We start from the raw sequence: 17,664 nt of genomic DNA, 5'->3' as shown, positions 1-17,664 counted from the left end.
CACGCCGGGAACGCCGACGGCCGCTCCCCCGCGTGGCGGAGGAGCGGCCATGGCACCGCCCGAGCCGACCCACGGTCAGCTCATCGGGTCTCAGATGCTCAGGGTCTGACCCGGGAAGATCAGGTCGGGGTTGCCACCGATGACCTTGGCGTTGTTCTTGTACAGGTCGTGCCAGTCCAGGCCCTGCGCGGCGGCGATCGAGCTCAGGGTGTCACCGGACTTGACGGTGTAGCTGCCCTTGGCCGGCTTGGCGTCGTTGGAGCCGGTCCAGGACTTGGCAGCATCGGCCTTCGGCGCGGCGTCGGCCTTCGGCGCAGCGGCCTTCGGGGCGTCAGCCTTCGGCGCGGCAGCGGCCTTGGGGGCGGCAGCGGCCTTCGGGGTGGCGGCCTTCGGCGCGGGGGCCTGCGCCGGCTTGGCGGCGGAGGAGCCGGCCGTGGTGTCGACGGCGGCCGGGGCGCCGCCCTTGCTCAGGCCCGCCTTGACGGAGCAGACCGGCCAGGCGCCGGGGCCCTGCGAGGCGAGGACCTTCTCGGCGACGGAGATCTGCTGCGCCTTGGTGGCCTGGTTGGCCTGCGCGGCGTAGGCGGTGCCGCCGTACGCGGCCCAGGTGCTGGAGGTGAACTGCAGACCGCCGAAGAAACCGTTGCCGGTGTTGATGGCCCAGTTGCCGCCGCTCTCGCACTGGGCGACGGCGTCCCAGGTGGAGACGGGCGCGGCGGAGGCCGAGGTGGCCGTGACGAGGCCGGCCACCGGCAGGGCCGCGACAGCGGCACCCGCCACGACGGCCATCCGAACGCGGTTGCGCTTGGTGGCGGCGGTGGTGGTGGCAGCGGCGTTCTCGTTACGGAAGGTCATGGGGTTCCTCTCGACAGCCCCGGGCGGGCATGCGGAACCAGACCCTGGAGAGGGCCGCGATTCGCTTGCCGCGTCCGTCGGACGGCCGTGCACGTGTCGGACGTGCCGCTGCCGCCCCGGCCACCCAGCCACTCGCCGGCGACCTGTTCGAGCGATCGCGTCGGCCGGCACCTGCCGCGCCCGGCCGGGACCGGGGGGCGGTGCGTCGGGGGTGAGCCCGGGTGGCGCTCGTTGCGCCGCCAAAGAAGCTACGAGCCGGTCACCGGGGAAACCAAAACCCCGACGGTTCGCCCAGCTCAGCAACGGGTTACCGGCGGTAATGACCTCACATTTCCGTCCGAAATGTCGGATTTAGCCATCGATTCCTAGATCAAAGGTCGAGATCGCGTGACCCACCTCACGGCTTCATTCCGGCAGTCCTGCCCCCGACATCGACAGATTGCGACCACGAGAACACGTGTCGCGATCGGATCCGGGGCAATTCCCGTCAGCCTCGCCGGAGACCCGTGACGCCTGACACAGGGGCCCGTTGGGCATGGCGACCTCCCCGAGTCCGACCCAATGACCCCAACCGCACCCCATCCGAGGAGACCCTGTGCCGCGCATGCTCGACGTCAGCGACGAGGTCCGGTCCGAGATCGGCGACGACGAGGCCGACCGCCTGCTCGGCGGCGACCGCGCCCCGGACAGCTACGAATGCACCTCCTGCCGCACCCCCGGCGACACCCACGCGGAGCCCACCAGCACCGTGCTGTTCATCGGTGACGAAACCGCCGTCCTGGCCTTCGCCCACGCCCGCTGCATCCCCTCCCAGGTCGTACCGGTCGCCGAGGAGCAACTGGCCGGAGCCGTCCGCAGCATCAGTCAGTCCCAGCCCGCCGCGCCGAACCTGACGGTCCCCGCGCCGAACCTGACGCTCCCCGCCCCGGACTTCACGGTCCCCGACCACGACTTCGCCCTCCCGGCCCAGGACGCCGCCGGCACCCCGTCCCAGCCGATCGCCCCCGGTCAGGCCGCCATCCTCGGCATTACCTGCGGACTCGTCCTGCACGGCAAGGTGGGCCACGCCTCACTGGTGGTCGAACCCACCGGCCCGGTCGGCCGCCCCGGCAGCACCTCCGGCGAGGACGAGTTCCTCGACCTGCTCCAGGACGCGGGCTTCCAGCGGGTCAGCGACCTCGACGAGACTCCGGAGCAGCTGCCCGGCTGGTCGGTCCTGGTCGCCATGGGCAAGCTGCACGCGATCCTCCAGCCCGCCGCGGCGGGCGGCAGTACCGGCTGGTGGCAGGCGCACCAGCCGCTCCAGGTCACCGACGCCTGGCGGATGGCCGCCAGCCAGCTCTCCGAGGTGACCATGTACGCCGTCCCGGCCGGCATGGTCGGTCGCCAGCCCCGCGAGGACCTGCTGCGCCAGGCGCTGGAAAGGGCGGTGGCGCTGGGTCAGGTGGTCGCCGCCTCCCTCCCGCTGGCCGGCACCTGATCCGCTCCGGCGCTTCGGGCGGTGGCCGCTGACCGACCCCGGTCAGCGGCCACCGCCCGAAGGGGCCGGCGCACGCCCGCCGCCCGGTCCCCGGTCCGCCCCGCCTAAGGCCTCCCCCGATCCCACGCCGCCAAAGGCCTTCCCCGGCCCCGTCGGCCAAACGCCCCCGCATCCCCCACCGCCTCTCACTCGTTGGCCCCTACGTGTACAGCTACGACGTCTCCGCACCCGCCGGACGGCCCACCACCCCCACCCGCTCGATCCCGGGCATGCGCCCGTCGTACGACGCGGAGCACCCGCACTCGACGACCCCGATCTACGACGAGCTGTACTCCGAGTACCGACGGCTGTTCCGCGCCCTGCCCGGCGACCGGTCGGGCGAGGAGGACCTGAGGTTCACCGGCTTCGCGATCCGCGACGGCTACCCGCTCCGCGGCGAGCAGCGCCCGCACCAGCCGCAGCAGCAGGCCTTCCACACCTACGCGGGCCAGCCGTCCGGCCTCCCCCAGTTCGTGCCGGCGCAGTCACAGCCCACCCACCCCACCAGCCACCCCGGCCACATCCCCGCACCGGCGCCCGCACCGGCGCCCGCCGCCACTACCAGCGACGGCGACGGCCAGAGCCACGGCCACGCCCCGCCCCCCTCGCCCCAGTTCACCAACGGCCAGGGCTGGGTCGCCGCCGGCTACCTCGGCCCGCTCCCGCACGCGACCCCCGCCCCGCCCCCGACCCCCGCCCCGGTGCTGGGCACGGCCACCGGCCTCGCCGCCGCCCAGTCCCCCGGCGGCCGCCACCGTCAGCTACTCTCGCTCCCCCCGGGCCGCGCCGGCGACCACCACTGACAGTGGCAGCCGACCACGCCCCACCACCACGCGCCCGCCAACCGCCTCGAGCGGCAACAGCCCCGACCGGGCAACAGCCCAGGCAGGCAACGCCCGGGGCAGGCGACCGCGCCACCGTCCCCGACAACAGAGCCGGAAGAGCCCGAGGGCCTCGCCACCACCGGCGACGAGGCCCTCAGCCGTACTACGAGCTACCAACTACCCACTGTCAGCAACCAACTGACCACTACTTCTTCTTGCGCTTCTCCCGAACCCGCACCGAGATCGAGATCGGCGTCCCCACGAACCCGAACTCCTCACGCAGCCGGCGCTCGATGAAGCGCCGGTAGCCCGCCTCCAGGAAGCCCGAGGCGAACAGCACGAAGCGCGGCGGCCGGATGCCCGCCTGGGTGCCGAACAGGATGCGCGGCTGCTTGCCGCCCCGGATCGGGTGCGGGTGGGCGGCCACCAGCTCGCCGAGGAAGGCGTTCAGGCGCGCGGTCGGGATGCGGGTCTCCCAGCCCTCCAGCGCGGTCTCGATCGCCGGGACGAGCTTCTCCATGTGCCGGCCGGTCTTGGCCGAGACGTTGACGCGCGGGGCCCACTGCACCTGGACGAGGTCGCGCTCGATCTCGCGCTCCAGGTAGTAGCGGCGCTCCTCGTCGAGCTGGTCCCACTTGTTGTAGGCGACGACGACGGCGCGCCCGGCCTCGACGGCCATCGAGATGATCCGGGTGTCCTGCTCGGCGAGGGTCTCGCTGGCGTCGATCAGGACGACCGCGACCTCGGCCTTCTCCAGCGCGGCGGAGGTGCGCAGCGACGCGTAGAAGTCGGCGCCAGCGGTCAGGTGGACCCGGCGGCGGATACCGGCGGTGTCCACGAACTTCCAGGTCTTGCCGCCGAGTTCGATCATCTCGTCGACCGGGTCACGGGTGGTGCCGGCCAGCTCGTTGACGACCACCCGCTCCTCGCCGGCGACCTTGTTCAGCAGGCTGGACTTGCCGACGTTGGGCCGACCGATCAGCGCGATCCGGCGCGGGCCGCCGGGGGCGGCGTCGCCGAAGGTCTGCGGCGGGGCCTCGGGCAGCGCGTCCATGACGGCGTCCAGCAGGTCGCCGGAGCCGCGGCCGTGCAGGGCGGAGACGGGGTACGGCTCGCCCAGGCCGAGCGACCACAGGTAGGCGGCCTCGGCCTCGGTGGACGGGCCGTCGACCTTGTTGGCGCACAGGACGGTCGGCTTGCCCGCCCGGCGGATGATCTTGATCAGGGCCTCGTCGGTGTCGGTGGCGCCGACGGTGGCGTCCACGACGAACAGGACCGCGTCGGCCTGCTCGATGCCCAGCTCGGCCTGCGCGGCGACCATGGCGTCGATGCCGAGGACGTCGATCTCCCAGCCGCCGGTGTCGACCACCTTGAAGCGCCGGCCGTTCCAGCTGGCCTCGTAGGTGACCCGGTCGCGGGTGACGCCCGGCTTGTCCTCGACGACGGCCTCGCGGCGGCCGATGATGCGGTTCACCAGGGTCGACTTGCCGACGTTCGGGCGGCCGACAACGGCCAGCACCGGCAGCCGGACGTGCTCGGCGCCGTCCGCGCCGTCGAAGCCGTCGAGGTCGAAGCCCTCTTCGGCGGCGAGGGCCATGAACTCGGCGTAGTCGGCGGCGTCCAGCTCACCGGGGCCGGTGGCGGAGTGCTCTGCGGTCATGTTCGTCTGTTCCGTTTCCCGGCCCGGCCCTTCCCAGGGGCGCGCCGTGCGTACCTGCCCCGAGGGGGCAGCGCGATGGTTTCCGCCGCGGCGCCTCGACGGCCCGCGGTTCGTTCAATGGTCGTCTGACCAGCCGAGTCGGCTGGTCAGACGGACGACAGCCCGGCCCGCTCCTCCACCAGCGCGGCGATCCGGTCGATCACCTGCTCCAGGGTGAGCTCGCTGGTGTCGACCAGCACGGCGTCCGCGGCCTGGGCCAGCGGGGCCGTCTCGCGCGAGGAGTCGGCGGCGTCGCGGCGGGCGAGATCGGCGGCCATCGCGACGATGGTCGCCTCGTCCACGCCCTTGGCGCGCAGCTCGGCCGCCCGGCGCTCGGCCCGGGCCGCCTCGGAAGCGGTCAGGAACACCTTGACGGTGGCCTGCGGGAACACCACGGTCCCCATGTCCCGGCCCTCGGCGACGATGCCGCGCTCGGCGACCTCGGCGCAGCCGCGCTGCAGCTCGACCAGCCGGGCCCGCACCGCCGGCACCGCCGCCACGGCGCTGACTTGCGCCGTCACCTCGGGGCCCCGGATCGGGCCGGAGACGTCCTGACCGTCCACGGTGATGGTCGGACCGTCGGCGTCCGTACCGGACACGATGACGGGCTTGCCGCACGCGACGGCCACCGCCTCCGCGTCGGTCACGTCGACGTCGTTGGCCAGCATCCACCAGGTCATCGCCCGGTACATGGCGCCGGTGTCCAGGAAGCTCAGGCCCAGCCGGGCAGCGACCGCCCGCGAGACGGTCGACTTGCCGGAGCCGGAGGGTCCGTCGATGGCGACGACGACCGGGGCGTGCGCTCGGTCGGCAGTGTCCACGGGGGCGAACCTCTCTCTGAGCATGGAGGCCGGCGCCTGCGTGGGCGGACGGCCGGGGATTGTCTCCCTCAAGGTTAATGGACCGCCGCCGCACCCCGTCCCGGGCCGGTCACCGCAGGGGCATCACCTCAGGGACATCCTCCGGCGGACATCACCCCAGGGCCGTCGGTCCACTGACCTCCGGCCCCGCTCGCCCGTTCCAGCACCGCGTGCCCGAGCCGGGGCCGCAGGAACTCGCCGTCCCGCTCGATCCCGAGCACCCCGCCCACGAAGGCCATCGGCCGCTCGACACCCAGGCACTCCCACACGAACGGCACCGTCGACAGGTGCGAGGGGAAGTCGTTCACCGCGAAGGCGTCGCGGTGATAGGGCCACTCCGCCGCCTCCCGCCAGCCGAAGGTCTGCCGCAACCGGGGCCCGTCGGGGGTCTGGGTGTGGGCGAAGAAGGCGGTGAGCCAGCCGGTCACCCGCGGCCCGCCGGACACCGACTGCCACTTGTACAGCGAGCGCCAGAAGGCCTCGTCCACCGGGCCGCCCGCCGCCGTCGCCGCGATCTGCGCCAGTACCGGGCGCAGCTCGGCGAACCACGGCGCCAGCCAGTCGAAACGTTCCGCCAGCTCGCCCGCCCGCGCCGACAGCAGCGCCCAGTCCTCGGCGGTGCCCTCCAGCCGGACTTTGGGGATGCCGCAGCGGGTCTCCCAGCGGAAGTCGTAGTACGGGCTGACCACGTCCATCAGCGCCACCAGCGCCGAGGCCTCGTCGTCCGGCGTCGTGGTGGAGAACTCCGGCCGGAACAGCCGGACCACGTCCGCTCCCAGCGCCGCCGTCAGCGGCTCCCGGACCAGCCGCAGCGACCGCGCCCAGTCGGCGTCCCGGCCGATCAACGTGTCGTCCCGCACGCTGAGCACCCGCGCCCCGTTCGCAGCGCCGAACAGCGCCCGGTAACGCGGCGGATACATCCGTACGTGCACCGCGACCTCGTGCACCACGGCGTACCAGAGCACATCGGGCGACAGGCTCAGCGGCAAGTGGTCCGCGAAGGCCACGTGGGCGGCGCGCAGCAGCAGACTGCAGGTCGGCTCCGGCTCGGCGGGCTCCCGGCCAGGGACCTCCGTCAGGACGGGCCGGGGCCGCTCGACCATCGCCGTCACACTGCGGTGGCGGACCAGGAACTCCCCGCCCACCACCGCCCGCAGGAACCGCTCGTTCCCGAGGTCCACCGGCTCACCGGCCGAGCCGTGTCCGGTCCCCTCCAGCGGCAATTCGATGATCACGCCCGCTCCCCTCCGCGCCCGCTGCCCGCCGCCCCGCGCCCGCTGCCCGCCGCCCGACGGCCGTCAGTCCCGAACGCTCCAACCGCCCGCGCGCAGCGCCGCCGTCAGCCGCTTGACCGACGTCGGCGCCACCGACAGCTGAACGAAGCCGACCTGCTGGCCGTCCGAGTGCTCGATGAGGACGTCCTCGATGTTGACCCCGGCCTCGCCGACCTCGCCGAACAGCCGGCCCAGCTCGCCCGGCTGGTCGCCGAGCACCACCGCGACGGTCTCGTACCGGGTGGGCGGGGCGCCGTGCTTGCCGGGGATGCGGGCCTGCCCGGTGTTGCCGCGCCGCATGACCGCCTCGATGCCCAACGCACCGGCCCGGCGCTCGCCCTCCTCCTCCGCCGCCAGGGCGCGCAGCGCGACGACGGTCTCGCCGAGGTCACCGGCGACCTCCTCCAGCACGTCGGCGACCGCGCCCGCGTTGGCGGACAGGATGTCGACCCACAGCGCCGGGTTGGAGGCGGCGATCCGGGTCACGTCGCGCACGCCCTGACCGGAGAGCCTTATGGCCGTCTCGTCGGCGTTCTCGAGCCGGGCCGCGACCAGCGAGGAGACCAGCTGCGGGGCGTGCGAGACCAGGGCAACGGCCCGGTCGTGCGCGTCCGCGTCCATCACGATCGGCATCGCGCCGCACAGCGCGACCAGCTCCAGGGCGGCGTTGAGCGTGTCGGTGTCGGTGTCGGCGGTCGGGGTGAGCACCCAGGGGCGGCCCTCGAACAGGTCGGCGCGGGCGGCCAGCGGCCCGGAGCGCTCGCGGCCGGCCATCGGGTGACTACCGATGTAGTGGACGGTGTCCAGGCCGAGGGCGGCGATCTCGCTGCCCGGGCCGGACTTCACGCTGGCCACGTCGGTGTACCAGTGCGCCAGGTTGCGGCGCTGGCAGTCCGCGAGCACCTTGCCGACCAGCGCCGGCGGGACGGCGATGATCGCCAGGTCGACCGGGCCCTCGGCCGGTTCGGTGGTGCCGGCGCCGAGCGACTCGGCGGTGCGGGCGGCGTCCGGGTCGGCGTCCTCCAGATGGACGGTCAGCCCGCGTGCGGCCAGGGCCAGGGCTGCGGAGGTGCCGATCAGTCCGGTGCCGACGACGACGGCAGTGCGCATGGCGGGTGGCTCTCCTCGATCACGGTTCTCGACTGGACGGTTCTCACTGGCGGCGCTCAACAGGTGCCACGGTCCCAACAGGTGCCACGGTCCCAACGGGTGCGGTACCGCCGGAGTCGGCCGGGAGCACCCGCGCCCATCCTCCCATCCGACGGCCCCCGAAAACCCCGGACCCCGGCAACCCCACCGATCCCGGACCCCGGCAACCCCACCGACCTCGGGTCCCGTCCCACCCCGGCAACCGCGGGCGGCCCCGGGCAGCGCCCCCGCAACCCGGTCAATCCCCGGCAGCCCCGACCAACTTCCGGCAACCCCGGGCAACCACCGCGCCCCGCCCCCCGTCTCACCCGGTGCACACGCCGTGCCCCGGGAAATCCGGCGGCGCCCGGCCCCGAGCGGGGCACACTGGCCGCCGGGGACGGCGGGGCGAGCCGCGGCACACCGGACGCGAACGAAGGGGTTGCGCATGGACGATCAGGACGATCAGCACAGCAGTCACACCGGGCCGTCGAAGCCGCCGGCCGTACCGGCCCACCCGTCGGTCCTGGACTCCGTCGTGGTGTACGCCGAGGGCGCGGTCTGTCGCCGCCGGGCCACCGTCCCGGTTCCGCCCGGCGGACGACTCCGGCTGACCGGCCTGCCCGGCTCGCTGGACGCCGACTCGCTGCGCGCCCGGGTGCTCGCCGGCCCGGCCGGCACGGCGGTCGTCGAGGCCCGCCTGGAGACCGTCGCCGAGCTCCACGAGGTCGACGAACTCCCGCAGCTGCGCCGCGAGTTGGACGAGGCCATGGAGCGCCAGGGCGCACTGAACGAGCGCCACCGGCTGATCCGGAACGCGATCGCCGAGACCGCCGCACTGCGCGCCGTTCCGCCGCAGCGCCGTCGCGACGAACCGCTGCGCCGCACCCCCGCCGACGCCTGGCTGGAGCTCGCCGACTTCGTCGACGAGCGGCTTGCCCACCTCCAGGAGCGTGCCGAGCGGCTCACCCGGGAGATCGAACTCGCCGACCACGAGCGCCAGTTGGCCGCCGACCGACTGGAGCGCGCGTCCACCGCCGGACGGACCGACCAGGTCGAGGCCACCGAAACCGTCGTGCTCACCCTCACCGCTCCCGAACAGACCGAGCAGGAGGAACAGGCCGAACAAACCGAGCAGGCCCCCCAGGTGGAGCTGGAGCTGGAGTACGGCGTCCCCGCCGCCCGCTGGGTGCCCGCCTACCGCCTCAGCCACCGCACCGGCGCCGCCACCGCCCACCTGGTCCTGCGCGCCGCCGTCGCCCAGCACACCGGCGAGGACTGGACGGGCGTACGGCTAGCCCTGTCCACCGCCGACCTGGAGCGCCGCACCGACCTGCCCCGGCTGGCCTCGCTGCGGATCGGCCGCAGCCAGCCCGCCCCGCCGCCCTCCGGCTGGCGCGAACCCCCGGCCGGCCTGTCCGACCTGTTCACCGGCTACGACGCGGCCGCCGCCGACAGCCCCGCCCCCTCCCACCCCGGCGCCCCGGTCCCGGCCGCGGCCCTCGCCGCACCCGAGCCCGCCGAGCTCCGCCGCAGGTCCCGCGCGGGTGGCGCCCGCCCTGCCGCCGCCCGCGCCGAGTACCCGGACCAGGCGGCGCCCACCGGCCCGTACGGCGGCGGCTCCCTCGGCGTCCAGGAGCCGGTCCCCATGCCCCCGCCGCCCGGCTTCGCCGGCTACGGCGCCCCACCCGCGGCGAGCACCCCGCCCACGACGAGCGCCCCGCCCGCACCGACCGCCCCCGCCCCGATGCCCCAGGCCCCCGGCGGCGCCCCGATGCCCCAGGCCGCGGGCGGCCCCCCGATGCCCACGGCTCCGGGCAGCCCCCCGATGCCCCAGGCCTTCGGCGGCGCCCCGGCGGCGCGAAGGGCCCGCCGCCTCGGCGCCACCCCGCCCCCGGTCACCGGCCTCGCCCCCGACACCGTCCTGCTCGACTACCCCGGCCTCCGGCTGGCCGGCCCGGACGACCCCACCGACCGCCGCGGCACCCTGCGCCCCGACCCCGCCCGGGTCGAGCGCGCCGAGCTGGAACGCTTCTTCCCCGGCGGCCCCGGCGGCGCCCGGCTGCGCGACCTCCCGCTCCCCCGCCACGCCGTCCCGCCCCGCCGGTCGGCCGGCTCCTTCGACCACCGCTTCGACGCCGCCGCCCCCGCCGACATCCCCTCCGACGGCACCTGGCACTCCGTCACGGTCGACGAGATCCCGCTCTCCGTCAGCCCCGAGTACGTCACCGTCCCCGCCGTCGAGCAGAAGGTGTACGCGACCCTGATGCTCGCCAACCGCACCGACCGCGCCGTGCTGGCGGGCCCGGTCGAGGTCACCGTGGACGACGAGTTCCTGCTCACCGCCGCCCTGCCCACCCTCGCCCCCGGCGAGACCCGCCACCTGGGCATCGGCGTCACCGAGAGCATCGAGGTGGCGCGCCGCACCGAGCTGCACGAGTCCGCCACGGGCATGCTGAAGGGCAACAGCACCCTGCTCGACCACCGGGTGCACATCCAGCTGGCGAACCGGCTCGGCCGTGCCGTCACGGTCGAGGTCCGCGAGCGCGTGCCGCTCGCCTCCGACGCCGAGATCCGGATCGAGGAGCGCGCCGACTGGCGCGCCCCGGCCGTCCCCACCCCGGAGTGCCCACCCGGCACCCGGGTCTGGCGGATCGAACTGCCGCCGGGCGGCCGCACCGAGTTGGACGGCGGCTACCAGATCAAGATCCCGGCCGGAAAGGCCATCGCCGGCGGAAACCGGAGGAACTGACCAGATGACCGAAGAGACCGTCCCCCTCCCCGTCACCGCCGTCACCTGCCTGGAGGACCGCGCCCAGGTCGAACGCGCGGTGACCGTCGAGCTCGTCGAGGGCGTCCAGCGACTGCGGCTGGGCCCGCTCACCGCCCTCGCCGTCGACCGCACCCTGCGGGCCGAGTCCGCCGCCCCCGGCACCCGGGTGCTGGAGGCCAGGCTGGTGCGCACCTGGCTCCCGCGCGCCCCGCTGCCGCCCGGTCCGGAGGACTCCGCGCTGCGCCACCGGCTGCACGCGCTGGAGGCCGAGTACCGGGTCGCGGAACAGACCCGCGCCCGGCTGGAGGCCCGCCTGGCCCTGCTCGCCCAGCTCTCCGCGGACCTGCTGCGCGAGGTCGGCGAGGGCGCCGGCGTCGGCGAGATCGAGCGCACCCGCTGGGCCCGCGAGCTGGACCGGGTGGACGCCGAGCGCGAACGCTACGGCGAGGAGCTGCGCGCCACCCACTCCCGGCTGCGCCGGCTGGACCGGGAACGCTCCGAGGCCCTGCTGGCCCTGGACCGGGCCGAGGAGGAGCCGGCCGAGCTGCTCGCCCACCTGGAGCTGACCGTCGAGGCCGAGCGGCCCGGCCCGGCCGGGCTCACGGTCCACCACCTGGTGCCCTGTGCCCTGTGGCGCCCGTCCTACCGCGCCACCCTGGACGGCGGCGACCTGCGCCTGGAGTCGGAGGCGGTGGTCTGGCAGCGCACCGGCGAGGACTGGACCGGCGCCCGGCTGACCTTCTCCACCGCCCGGTCCGCCCTCGCCACCGATCCGCCCGCGATCACCGAGGACCGGCTGACCCTGCGCGAGCGCACCGACGAGGAGCGCCGCACGGTCGAGGTCGAGCTGCGCGAGGAGGAGGTCAGCACCCTCGGCCCGGGCGCGGCCGTCCCCGGCCTGGACGACGGCGGCGAGGTACGGGTGCTGCCCGCCCCCGCCCCGGCCACCGTCCCCTCCGACGGCCGGGCGCACCGGGTCCCGCTGGGCGCCTTCACCGCCCCGGCGAAGACCGAGTACGCCTGCGCCCCCGAGCTGTCCCCGCTGGTGACCCAGGTGGTCCGGTTCCGCAACGCGGCCGGGCACCCGCTGCTGGCCGGCCCGGTCGAGCTGGTGCGCGGCAGCGGCTTCACCGGCCGCGGCGAGCTGCGCTTCACCGCCGCCGGCGCCGACGCCGAGCTGTCCTTCGGCAGCACGGACGGCTACCGGGTGGTCCGCGAGACCGACGAGCGCCAGGCCACCGCCGCCCTGAGCGGCCGCCAGACCACCACCCGCACCGTCCAGCTGCACCTGTCGCGCTTCTCCGGCCCGGAGGAGCGCGACGAGCAGCTGGTCACGGTGCGCGAACGGGTCCCGGTCTCCGAGGTGGCCGCCGTCGAGGTGCGGCTGCGCAAGGAGGAGTGCTCACCGGCACCGGACTCCTTCGACGCCGAGGGCATCGTCCGCTGGGACGTCCCGCTCGGCCCGGGCGCCCGCCGCAGCCTCACCCTGGTGTACGAGGTCTCCGCCTCGGCCAAGGTCGCCGGACTGTGAGGGCGGGCCGCCCGTGACGACCGCTCAGGAGCGGAATCGAAACCGGAAAGCGGGTACAAAAGGAACATGATCCTCCACCTCGCACCCCTGGACGACTGGCTGGCCGACCCCGGCCGCCCGTACGCCACCGCGTCGCTGCTCACCGACGGGTTCATCCACTGCTCGGCCGACGAGCAGACGGCGCTCGCGGTGGCCAACGCCTTCTACGCCGACACCCCGGACCCGCTGATGGTGCTGCTGATCGAGGAGGCACTGGTGGAACCGATGGTCAAGTGGGAGGCCCCGCACGGCGCCCCGCCGCCCGGCGCCACCCCCGGGGTCCTGTTCCCGCACATCTACGGCCGGCTGAACCGCACCGCCGTGGTCGGCCTGGAGAAGGTCGAACGCGGCCCGGACGGCAGCTGGTCCGCCCTCATCCCCTGGAGCTGAAGAACCCCCGGCCGAGCAACCCCCAGCTGAAGAACCCCGAGCCGAGGAACCCCCGGCCGCTCACCGCCACCCCCCTCACAGCCACCCCCGCTCCCGGGCCGCCATCCCGGCCTGGAAGCGGGTGGTGGCGCCCAGCGAGCGCATCAGGGCCTGCAACCGCCGCTGGGTGGTCCGGGCGCTCCAGCCCAGCGAGCGGGCGATCGACTCGTCGGTCAGTCCGGCGGCGAGCAGTCCGAGCAGCTTGCGGTGGTCGGCGTCCGGCTCCGGCGACGCCTCCCCGGTGCCGATCGCGGCCTGGAGCTGCACGGCCCGCTCCCACTCCGCCTCGAACAGCGTGTCCAGCGCCTGGAGCAGCGCCGAGGGGTGGATGACGTAGGCCGCGTCCAGCACGCTGTCGCCGACACTGATCGGAATGACCGCCATCCGGTCGTCCGAGATGATCATCTTCATCGGCAGCGTCGGCCGTACCCGCGCCTCCTCGCCGTCCGCGACGCCGACCATGATGTTCTTCTCCAGCCGGCCCGGCCAGGCCACCGCGTCCCGGTCGTAGATCGTCCGGAACCTCAGCCCCTCCCGCAGCCGCCGCCGCTGCAGCGGCATCGCCGCCACCGGGTCCTGGATGTACGGCGGCCGGTCGAAGCCGCGCACCTGGTACTGGCTGGTCCCGGTGATGTGCTCCAACCGCTGGGCGATCGCCTCGCCGCCGGTCAGCACCTCCACCGAGTGCGCCGGGTCGGTGTAGCGGGAGGCCTCCCGGAAGGCGTCCATCAGCCGGTGCATCTCGGCCCGGGCGTGCCGAAGTTCGGACTCCCGGTGGCCGATCAGGGTCCCTATCGCCACGTCCGGGGCGACCGGCAGGTAGCGCTCCCGGTCCACCGGCGCCCGGGTGGCCATCCCCTGCTGCGCCAGGCGGTCCAGCGCGCGCACGCACTGCTGGAACGTCAGGGCGCAGCTCTCGGCCAGTTCCTCCGCGGTGGACTGCGGATTGGCCACCAGCGCCGCGTACACCTGCCCGTCCGGCTCGGCCAGTCCCAACGGGCCGAGCGCTCGCCCGGCGGACCGCCCCAGTGCTGCATCGGACACGACGCCGTCTCCCCCTGTTCGCCCCGGAACACCCCCTCCGACGCCGTGCTGGCGCAGTCCCGCCACTCGGCGGGCCGGTGCTCCGGTGGCCATCCTCGGCCACGGATCATGACGCTGACAAGGCCGTGACCAGCGCTTGCGTCCCGGCTCACAGACAACGCCGGAGGGTCCCCCGCCACCACGGGCGGGGGACCCTCCGAAGAACTCCGGGTGAACCTGCCGGTTACAGGCCGACCTCGCGCATCAGCTGGCCGACCTCCGGGTTGGTCAGGCGGCGCAGCCAGCCCGACTTCTGGTCGCCGAGCGCGATCGGACCGAAGTGGGTGCGCACCAGCTTCTCGACCGGGAAGCCGACCTCGGACAGCATCCGGCGCACGATGTGCTTGCGACCCTCGTGCAGGGTCACCTCGACCAGGTAGTTCTTGCCGACGTTGGAGACGACCTTGAAGCTGTCGGCGCGGGCGTAGCCGTCCTCCAGCTCCACGCCCTGGGCCAGCTGCTTGCCCAGGTCGCGCGGGATCGGGCCCTGGATGGCGGCCAGGTAGGTCTTGGTCACGCCGTACTTGGGGTGGGTGAGGCGGTGGGCCAGCTCGCCGTGGTTGGTGAGCAGGATGATGCCCTCGGTCTCGGTGTCCAGCCGGCCGACGTGGAACAGCCGGGTCTCCCGGTTGGTCACGTAGTCGCCCAGGCACTGGCGCCCGTCCGGGTCCTCCATGGTGGAGACCACGCCGGCCGGCTTGTTGAGCGCGAAGAACAGGTAGGACTGGGTGGCGACGGTCAGGCCGTCCACCTTGATCTCGTCGTTCTGCGGGTCGACCCGCTTGCCCTGCTCGGTGACCCGCTTGCCGTTGACCTCGACCCGGCCCTGCTCGATCAGCTCCTCGCAGGCGCGGCGACTGCCGACGCCGGCCCGGGCCAGCACCTTCTGCAGGCGCTCGCCCTCGGGCTCGCCGAAGGTCTTGGGCAGCTTGACGGCCGGCTTGTCGTGCCGGGCGAGGACGGCGTCCTCGATCTTGGCCTGCAGCTCGCGCGAGCGCTGCGGCTGGCGACGCGGGTCGCCCGGGGCGCCCTGGCCCTCCCGGCGCGGACGCGGGCCGGACCGGGCGACGGCCGGCGAAGCCGCCGCGCGCCGGGGTGGCGTTCGGGCCGCCGCCGTACTCGGGGCGGTCGTACTTGCGCTCCTCGGGCCGCAGCGGGCGGTCCGGGTAGCGGCGGTCGTCGCGCCGGTCGTCCCGGCGGCCGCCGTCCCGCCCGTACGACCCGCCGCGCGAACCCGAACCCGAGCCCGAACCGCCGCCGTACGACCCGCCACGACCGCTGCCGCCGCCGTACGAACCGCCGCGCGAACTCGACCCCGAGCCGCCGCGACCGCTGCCGCTGCCGCCGTAGGAGCCGCCGCCCCGGCCCCCGCCCTGTCCGCCGCGACCGCTGCCGCCGCCGCTGCCGTTCCTGCCGTTGCCACTGCTACGCATCAAAGTGTCCGTACGTCGTTCCGTCTGGGATGTGCGGTCGTCTCGGCCGACCTCACCTCCCCCTACCGATCGTGCGTTGCCCGACCGGCCTCGCCACTGCCGTCCGCGGCCTGCACGGCAGCGGCGGCGACCGCCTCCGCGATCATCGTGCCCTCCAGGGACTCCGCTTCCACGTCGTCGACCTCGGGCAGGAAGGGAGCGAGCTCCGGCAGCTCGTCCAAGCCGCGGAGCCCCATCCGTTCCAGGAAGTAGTTCGTCGTCCGATACAGGATCGCACCTGTTTCGGGCTCGGATCCGGCCTCTTCCACCAGTCCTCGCTGTACCAGGGTACGCATCACGCCGTCACAGTTCACACCGCGGACGGCGGAAACCCGTGATCTGGACACCGGCTGCCGGTAGGCGACCACCGCCAGGGTCTCCAGCGCGGCCTGGGTCAGCCGGGCCTGCTGGCCGTCCAGCAGGAAGCGGTCGACGGCCGCGGCGCAGGTGTCCCGGCTGTAGAACCGCCAGCCGCCGGCCACCAGCCGCAGGTCGAAACCGCGCCCCTGGGCGGCGTACTCGGCGGCCAGCTCGCGCAGGGCCTGCGCCACCTCGGCCCGCGGCCGCTCCAGCACCCCGGCCAGCCGTTCCTCCCCGACCGGCTCGTCGACGACCATCAGGACCGCCTCCAGCTCGGCCCTCAGCCCCGGCCCGAGGGGCTTCCCGGCAGCACCGACGGGCTCCTCGGGCGCATCGGAAGTCGACGGAGCCGACTTCTGGCGCACCACCCCGGGCTCGCCCTCCACCTGCTGCGGCACCACCGCCGGCCCGGCCACCGGCTCCGGCACCGCCGCCGGCTCCGGCAGCAGCGCGAAGGCCGGCTCCAGCCACTCCTCGGCCCGGGGCCGCCCCGGCAGCCCGAGCGGGCGCCGCACCGGCCGCCCGCCGTCGTTCCCGCCGCTCATCGCCGCCCGTCCTCCTCCCGGGACCGCTCCGGCTCGCCCGCCGGACGGTCGAACTCGTCGGTCACCTCGACCGCGCCCCGGCCCTCCTCGGCCACCCAGCGCACCCGCAGCTCGCCGAGCGCCTCCGGCTGCTCGAAGGCCAGCACCCGCTCCCGGTACAGCTCCAGCAGTGCCAGGAAGCGGGCGACCACCACCATGGTGTCCGGTGCGTCCGCGACCAGCTGCTGGAAGGAGGCCTCGCCGAGGCCGGTCAGCAGGTCCACCACCAGGGAGGCCTGCTCGCGCACGCTGACCGGCGGGGTGTGGATGTGGTCCACGTACACCACCGGCTTCGGCTTGGGCTCCATCGCCTTGGCCGCCATCTGGGCGAGCCGCTCCGGCCCGACGGTGATCACCACCTCGGGCAGCAGCTCCGCGTGCCGGGGCTCCAGCCCGACGGTCCGCGGGCGCCGCAGCAGCTCGGCCGCCCAGCGCTCGCCGAACAGCGCCGCCGCCCGCTTGTACGCCCGGTACTGCAGCAGCCGCGCGAACAGCAGGTCACGCGCCTCCAGCAGGGCGAGGTCCGCCTCGTCCTCGACCTCGGCCACCGGCAGCAGCCGGGCGGCCTTGAGGTCGAGCAGGGTGGCGGCCACCACCAGGAACTCGGTCGCCGCGTCCAGGTCCCATTCCGGGCCCATCGCCCGGATGTGCGCCAGGAACTCGTCCGTCACGGTGGCCAGCGCCACCTCGGTGACGTCCAGCTTGTGCTTGGCGATCAGGCTGAGCAGCAGGTCGAAGGGGCCCTCGAAGTTGTCCAGCCGTACCCGGAAGCCGCCCCGCGACTCCTCCTCGGTGGCGTTCACGGCGCTGGCGGCTGGTTCGACGGTGCTCGGCATGACGGTCCATCTTCGCCCGTCCGCACGGCTCGGCCCGCCCCGGGTCCCGCCGACACGCCGACCCCCCGACCCGCCGGTCCAGCGACACGCCGACCGGCCCGCCGCCGTCGGCGCCCGGCGAGGGCGCCCTACCGGCCGCGCAGCCGCCGGACCAGGATCGAGGCCTCGCCGCGCTGCTCCAGGTCCGCCAGGACGACCGCGATGGCCTCCCGGACGATCCGCCCGCGGTCCACGGCCAGGCCGTGCTCGCCGCGCAGCACCAGCCGGGTGTGCTCCAGGTCCATGAGCTCCTCGGCGGACACGTACACGGTGATCTTCTCGTCGTGCCGCTCGCGCCCGCTCGGACGGCGCGGCGCACGGCCGCGCGGGCGGGCGCGCCCGGCGGCGGTCTGCTCCTC

14 protein-coding genes and 1 pseudogene are annotated in these 17,664 nt (G+C 74.6%); 5 read left to right on the top strand and 10 right to left on the bottom strand.

The window, feature by feature from the left end; genetic code table 11:
• Window positions 1–90 precede the first annotated feature (90 nt).
• Window positions 91–855 carry a LysM peptidoglycan-binding domain-containing protein gene (locus HS99_RS10695; RefSeq protein ID WP_078938967.1) on the bottom strand — a complete coding sequence of 255 codons (765 nt, stop codon included), beginning with the start codon at window positions 853–855 and terminating at the stop codon, window positions 91–93.
• Window positions 856–1,450: 595 nt separating this feature from the next.
• On the opposite strand from HS99_RS10695, the gene HS99_RS10690 reads away from it, so the two are divergent.
• Together HS99_RS10690 and HS99_RS42400 are read left to right on the top strand one after the other, a co-directional pair.
• Window positions 1,451–2,335 (top strand): DUF8842 C-terminal domain-containing protein, encoded by an 885-nt coding sequence (locus HS99_RS10690; RefSeq protein ID WP_030290145.1) that lies wholly within the window; start codon window positions 1,451–1,453, stop codon window positions 2,333–2,335.
• 203 nt (window positions 2,336–2,538) lie between these two features.
• On the top strand, window positions 2,539–3,177 hold the full coding sequence (locus tag HS99_RS42400; RefSeq protein WP_050366513.1) for a hypothetical protein: 639 nt from the start codon (window positions 2,539–2,541) through the stop codon (window positions 3,175–3,177).
• 226 nt (window positions 3,178–3,403) lie between these two features.
• On the opposite strand, the gene der is transcribed toward HS99_RS42400, so the two are convergent.
• The 4 genes from der to HS99_RS10665 all read right to left on the bottom strand — a co-directional run bounded on the left by der (window position 3,404) and on the right by HS99_RS10665 (window position 8,141).
• On the bottom strand, window positions 3,404–4,858 hold the full coding sequence (der, locus tag HS99_RS10680; RefSeq protein WP_030290147.1) for a ribosome biogenesis GTPase Der: 1,455 nt from the start codon (window positions 4,856–4,858) through the stop codon (window positions 3,404–3,406).
• A gap of 146 nt (window positions 4,859–5,004) precedes the next feature.
• Window positions 5,005–5,718: a (d)CMP kinase gene (gene cmk, locus HS99_RS10675; RefSeq protein ID WP_030290148.1), complete on the bottom strand. Its 714-nt coding sequence runs from the start codon at window positions 5,716–5,718 to the stop codon at window positions 5,005–5,007.
• 128 nt (window positions 5,719–5,846) lie between these two features.
• Window positions 5,847–6,992, bottom strand: coding sequence for a DUF4419 domain-containing protein (locus HS99_RS10670; protein WP_050366514.1), 1,146 nt, complete (start codon window positions 6,990–6,992; stop codon window positions 5,847–5,849).
• Window positions 6,993–7,055: 63 nt separating this feature from the next.
• On the bottom strand, window positions 7,056–8,141 hold the full coding sequence (locus tag HS99_RS10665; RefSeq protein ID WP_030290150.1) for a prephenate dehydrogenase: 1,086 nt from the start codon (window positions 8,139–8,141) through the stop codon (window positions 7,056–7,058).
• A 466-nt stretch (window positions 8,142–8,607) separates the two neighbouring features.
• On the opposite strand from HS99_RS10665, the gene HS99_RS10660 reads away from it, so the two are divergent.
• The 3 genes from HS99_RS10660 (at window position 8,608) to HS99_RS10650 (ending at window position 12,892) form a co-directional block, all read left to right on the top strand.
• Window positions 8,608–10,911, top strand: a complete 2,304-nt coding sequence (locus tag HS99_RS10660) for a mucoidy inhibitor MuiA family protein (RefSeq protein WP_078958718.1) — start codon at window positions 8,608–8,610, stop codon at window positions 10,909–10,911.
• Between the two features lie 4 nt (window positions 10,912–10,915).
• The gene (locus HS99_RS10655) at window positions 10,916–12,463 is read left to right on the top strand and encodes a mucoidy inhibitor MuiA family protein (RefSeq protein ID WP_030290152.1); all 1,548 of its coding nucleotides are present in this window, start codon (window positions 10,916–10,918) and stop codon (window positions 12,461–12,463) included.
• Window positions 12,464–12,529: 66 nt separating this feature from the next.
• On the top strand, window positions 12,530–12,892 hold the full coding sequence (locus HS99_RS10650; protein ID WP_030558204.1) for a DUF952 domain-containing protein: 363 nt from the start codon (window positions 12,530–12,532) through the stop codon (window positions 12,890–12,892).
• A gap of 75 nt (window positions 12,893–12,967) precedes the next feature.
• On the opposite strand, the gene HS99_RS10645 is transcribed toward HS99_RS10650, so the two are convergent.
• The 5 genes and pseudogenes from HS99_RS10645 to HS99_RS10625 all read right to left on the bottom strand — a co-directional run.
• Window positions 12,968–13,975, bottom strand: a complete 1,008-nt coding sequence (locus HS99_RS10645; RefSeq protein WP_157846643.1) for a helix-turn-helix domain-containing protein — start codon at window positions 13,973–13,975, stop codon at window positions 12,968–12,970.
• A gap of 223 nt (window positions 13,976–14,198) precedes the next feature.
• On the bottom strand, window positions 14,199–15,287 hold the full coding sequence (locus tag HS99_RS10640) for a pseudouridine synthase (protein ID WP_244915987.1): 1,089 nt from the start codon (window positions 15,285–15,287) through the stop codon (window positions 14,199–14,201).
• A 222-nt stretch (window positions 15,288–15,509) separates the two neighbouring features.
• Complete coding sequence (scpB, locus tag HS99_RS10635; RefSeq protein ID WP_232543328.1) at window positions 15,510–16,103, bottom strand: SMC-Scp complex subunit ScpB; 594 nt, start codon at window positions 16,101–16,103, stop codon at window positions 15,510–15,512.
• A 284-nt stretch (window positions 16,104–16,387) separates the two neighbouring features.
• Complete coding sequence (locus tag HS99_RS10630; RefSeq protein ID WP_072654479.1) at window positions 16,388–17,266, bottom strand: segregation and condensation protein A; 879 nt, start codon at window positions 17,264–17,266, stop codon at window positions 16,388–16,390.
• A 128-nt stretch (window positions 17,267–17,394) separates the two neighbouring features.
• Window positions 17,395–17,664 (bottom strand): annotated as a pseudogene (locus HS99_RS10625) (hypothetical protein); the annotation flags it as partial.

The organism is Kitasatospora aureofaciens, assembly GCF_001188955.3.
Classification (GTDB): Bacteria; Actinomycetota; Actinomycetes; order Streptomycetales; family Streptomycetaceae; genus Kitasatospora; species Kitasatospora aureofaciens.
The sequence above is the reverse complement of the archived record's forward strand: the minus strand, read 5'-3'. Positions and strand labels throughout refer to the sequence as shown.

Bases quoted from the DNA above. Each gene is read 5' to 3' on its own strand.
- HS99_RS10695 (WP_078938967.1), bottom strand. From the start codon at position 855: ATGACCTTCCGTAACGAGAACGCCGCTGCCACCACCACCGCCGCCACC.
- der (WP_030290147.1), bottom strand. From the start codon at position 4,858: ATGACCGCAGAGCACTCCGCCACCGGCCCCGGTGAGCTGGACGCCGCC.
- HS99_RS10665 (WP_030290150.1), bottom strand. From the start codon at position 8,141: ATGCGCACTGCCGTCGTCGTCGGCACCGGACTGATCGGCACCTCCGCA.
- HS99_RS10660 (WP_078958718.1), top strand. From the start codon at position 8,608: ATGGACGATCAGGACGATCAGCACAGCAGTCACACCGGGCCGTCGAAG.
- HS99_RS10655 (WP_030290152.1), top strand. From the start codon at position 10,916: ATGACCGAAGAGACCGTCCCCCTCCCCGTCACCGCCGTCACCTGCCTG.
- HS99_RS10650 (WP_030558204.1), top strand. From the start codon at position 12,530: ATGATCCTCCACCTCGCACCCCTGGACGACTGGCTGGCCGACCCCGGC.
- scpB (WP_232543328.1), bottom strand. From the start codon at position 16,103: ATGGTCGTCGACGAGCCGGTCGGGGAGGAACGGCTGGCCGGGGTGCTG.
- HS99_RS10630 (WP_072654479.1), bottom strand. From the start codon at position 17,266: ATGCCGAGCACCGTCGAACCAGCCGCCAGCGCCGTGAACGCCACCGAG.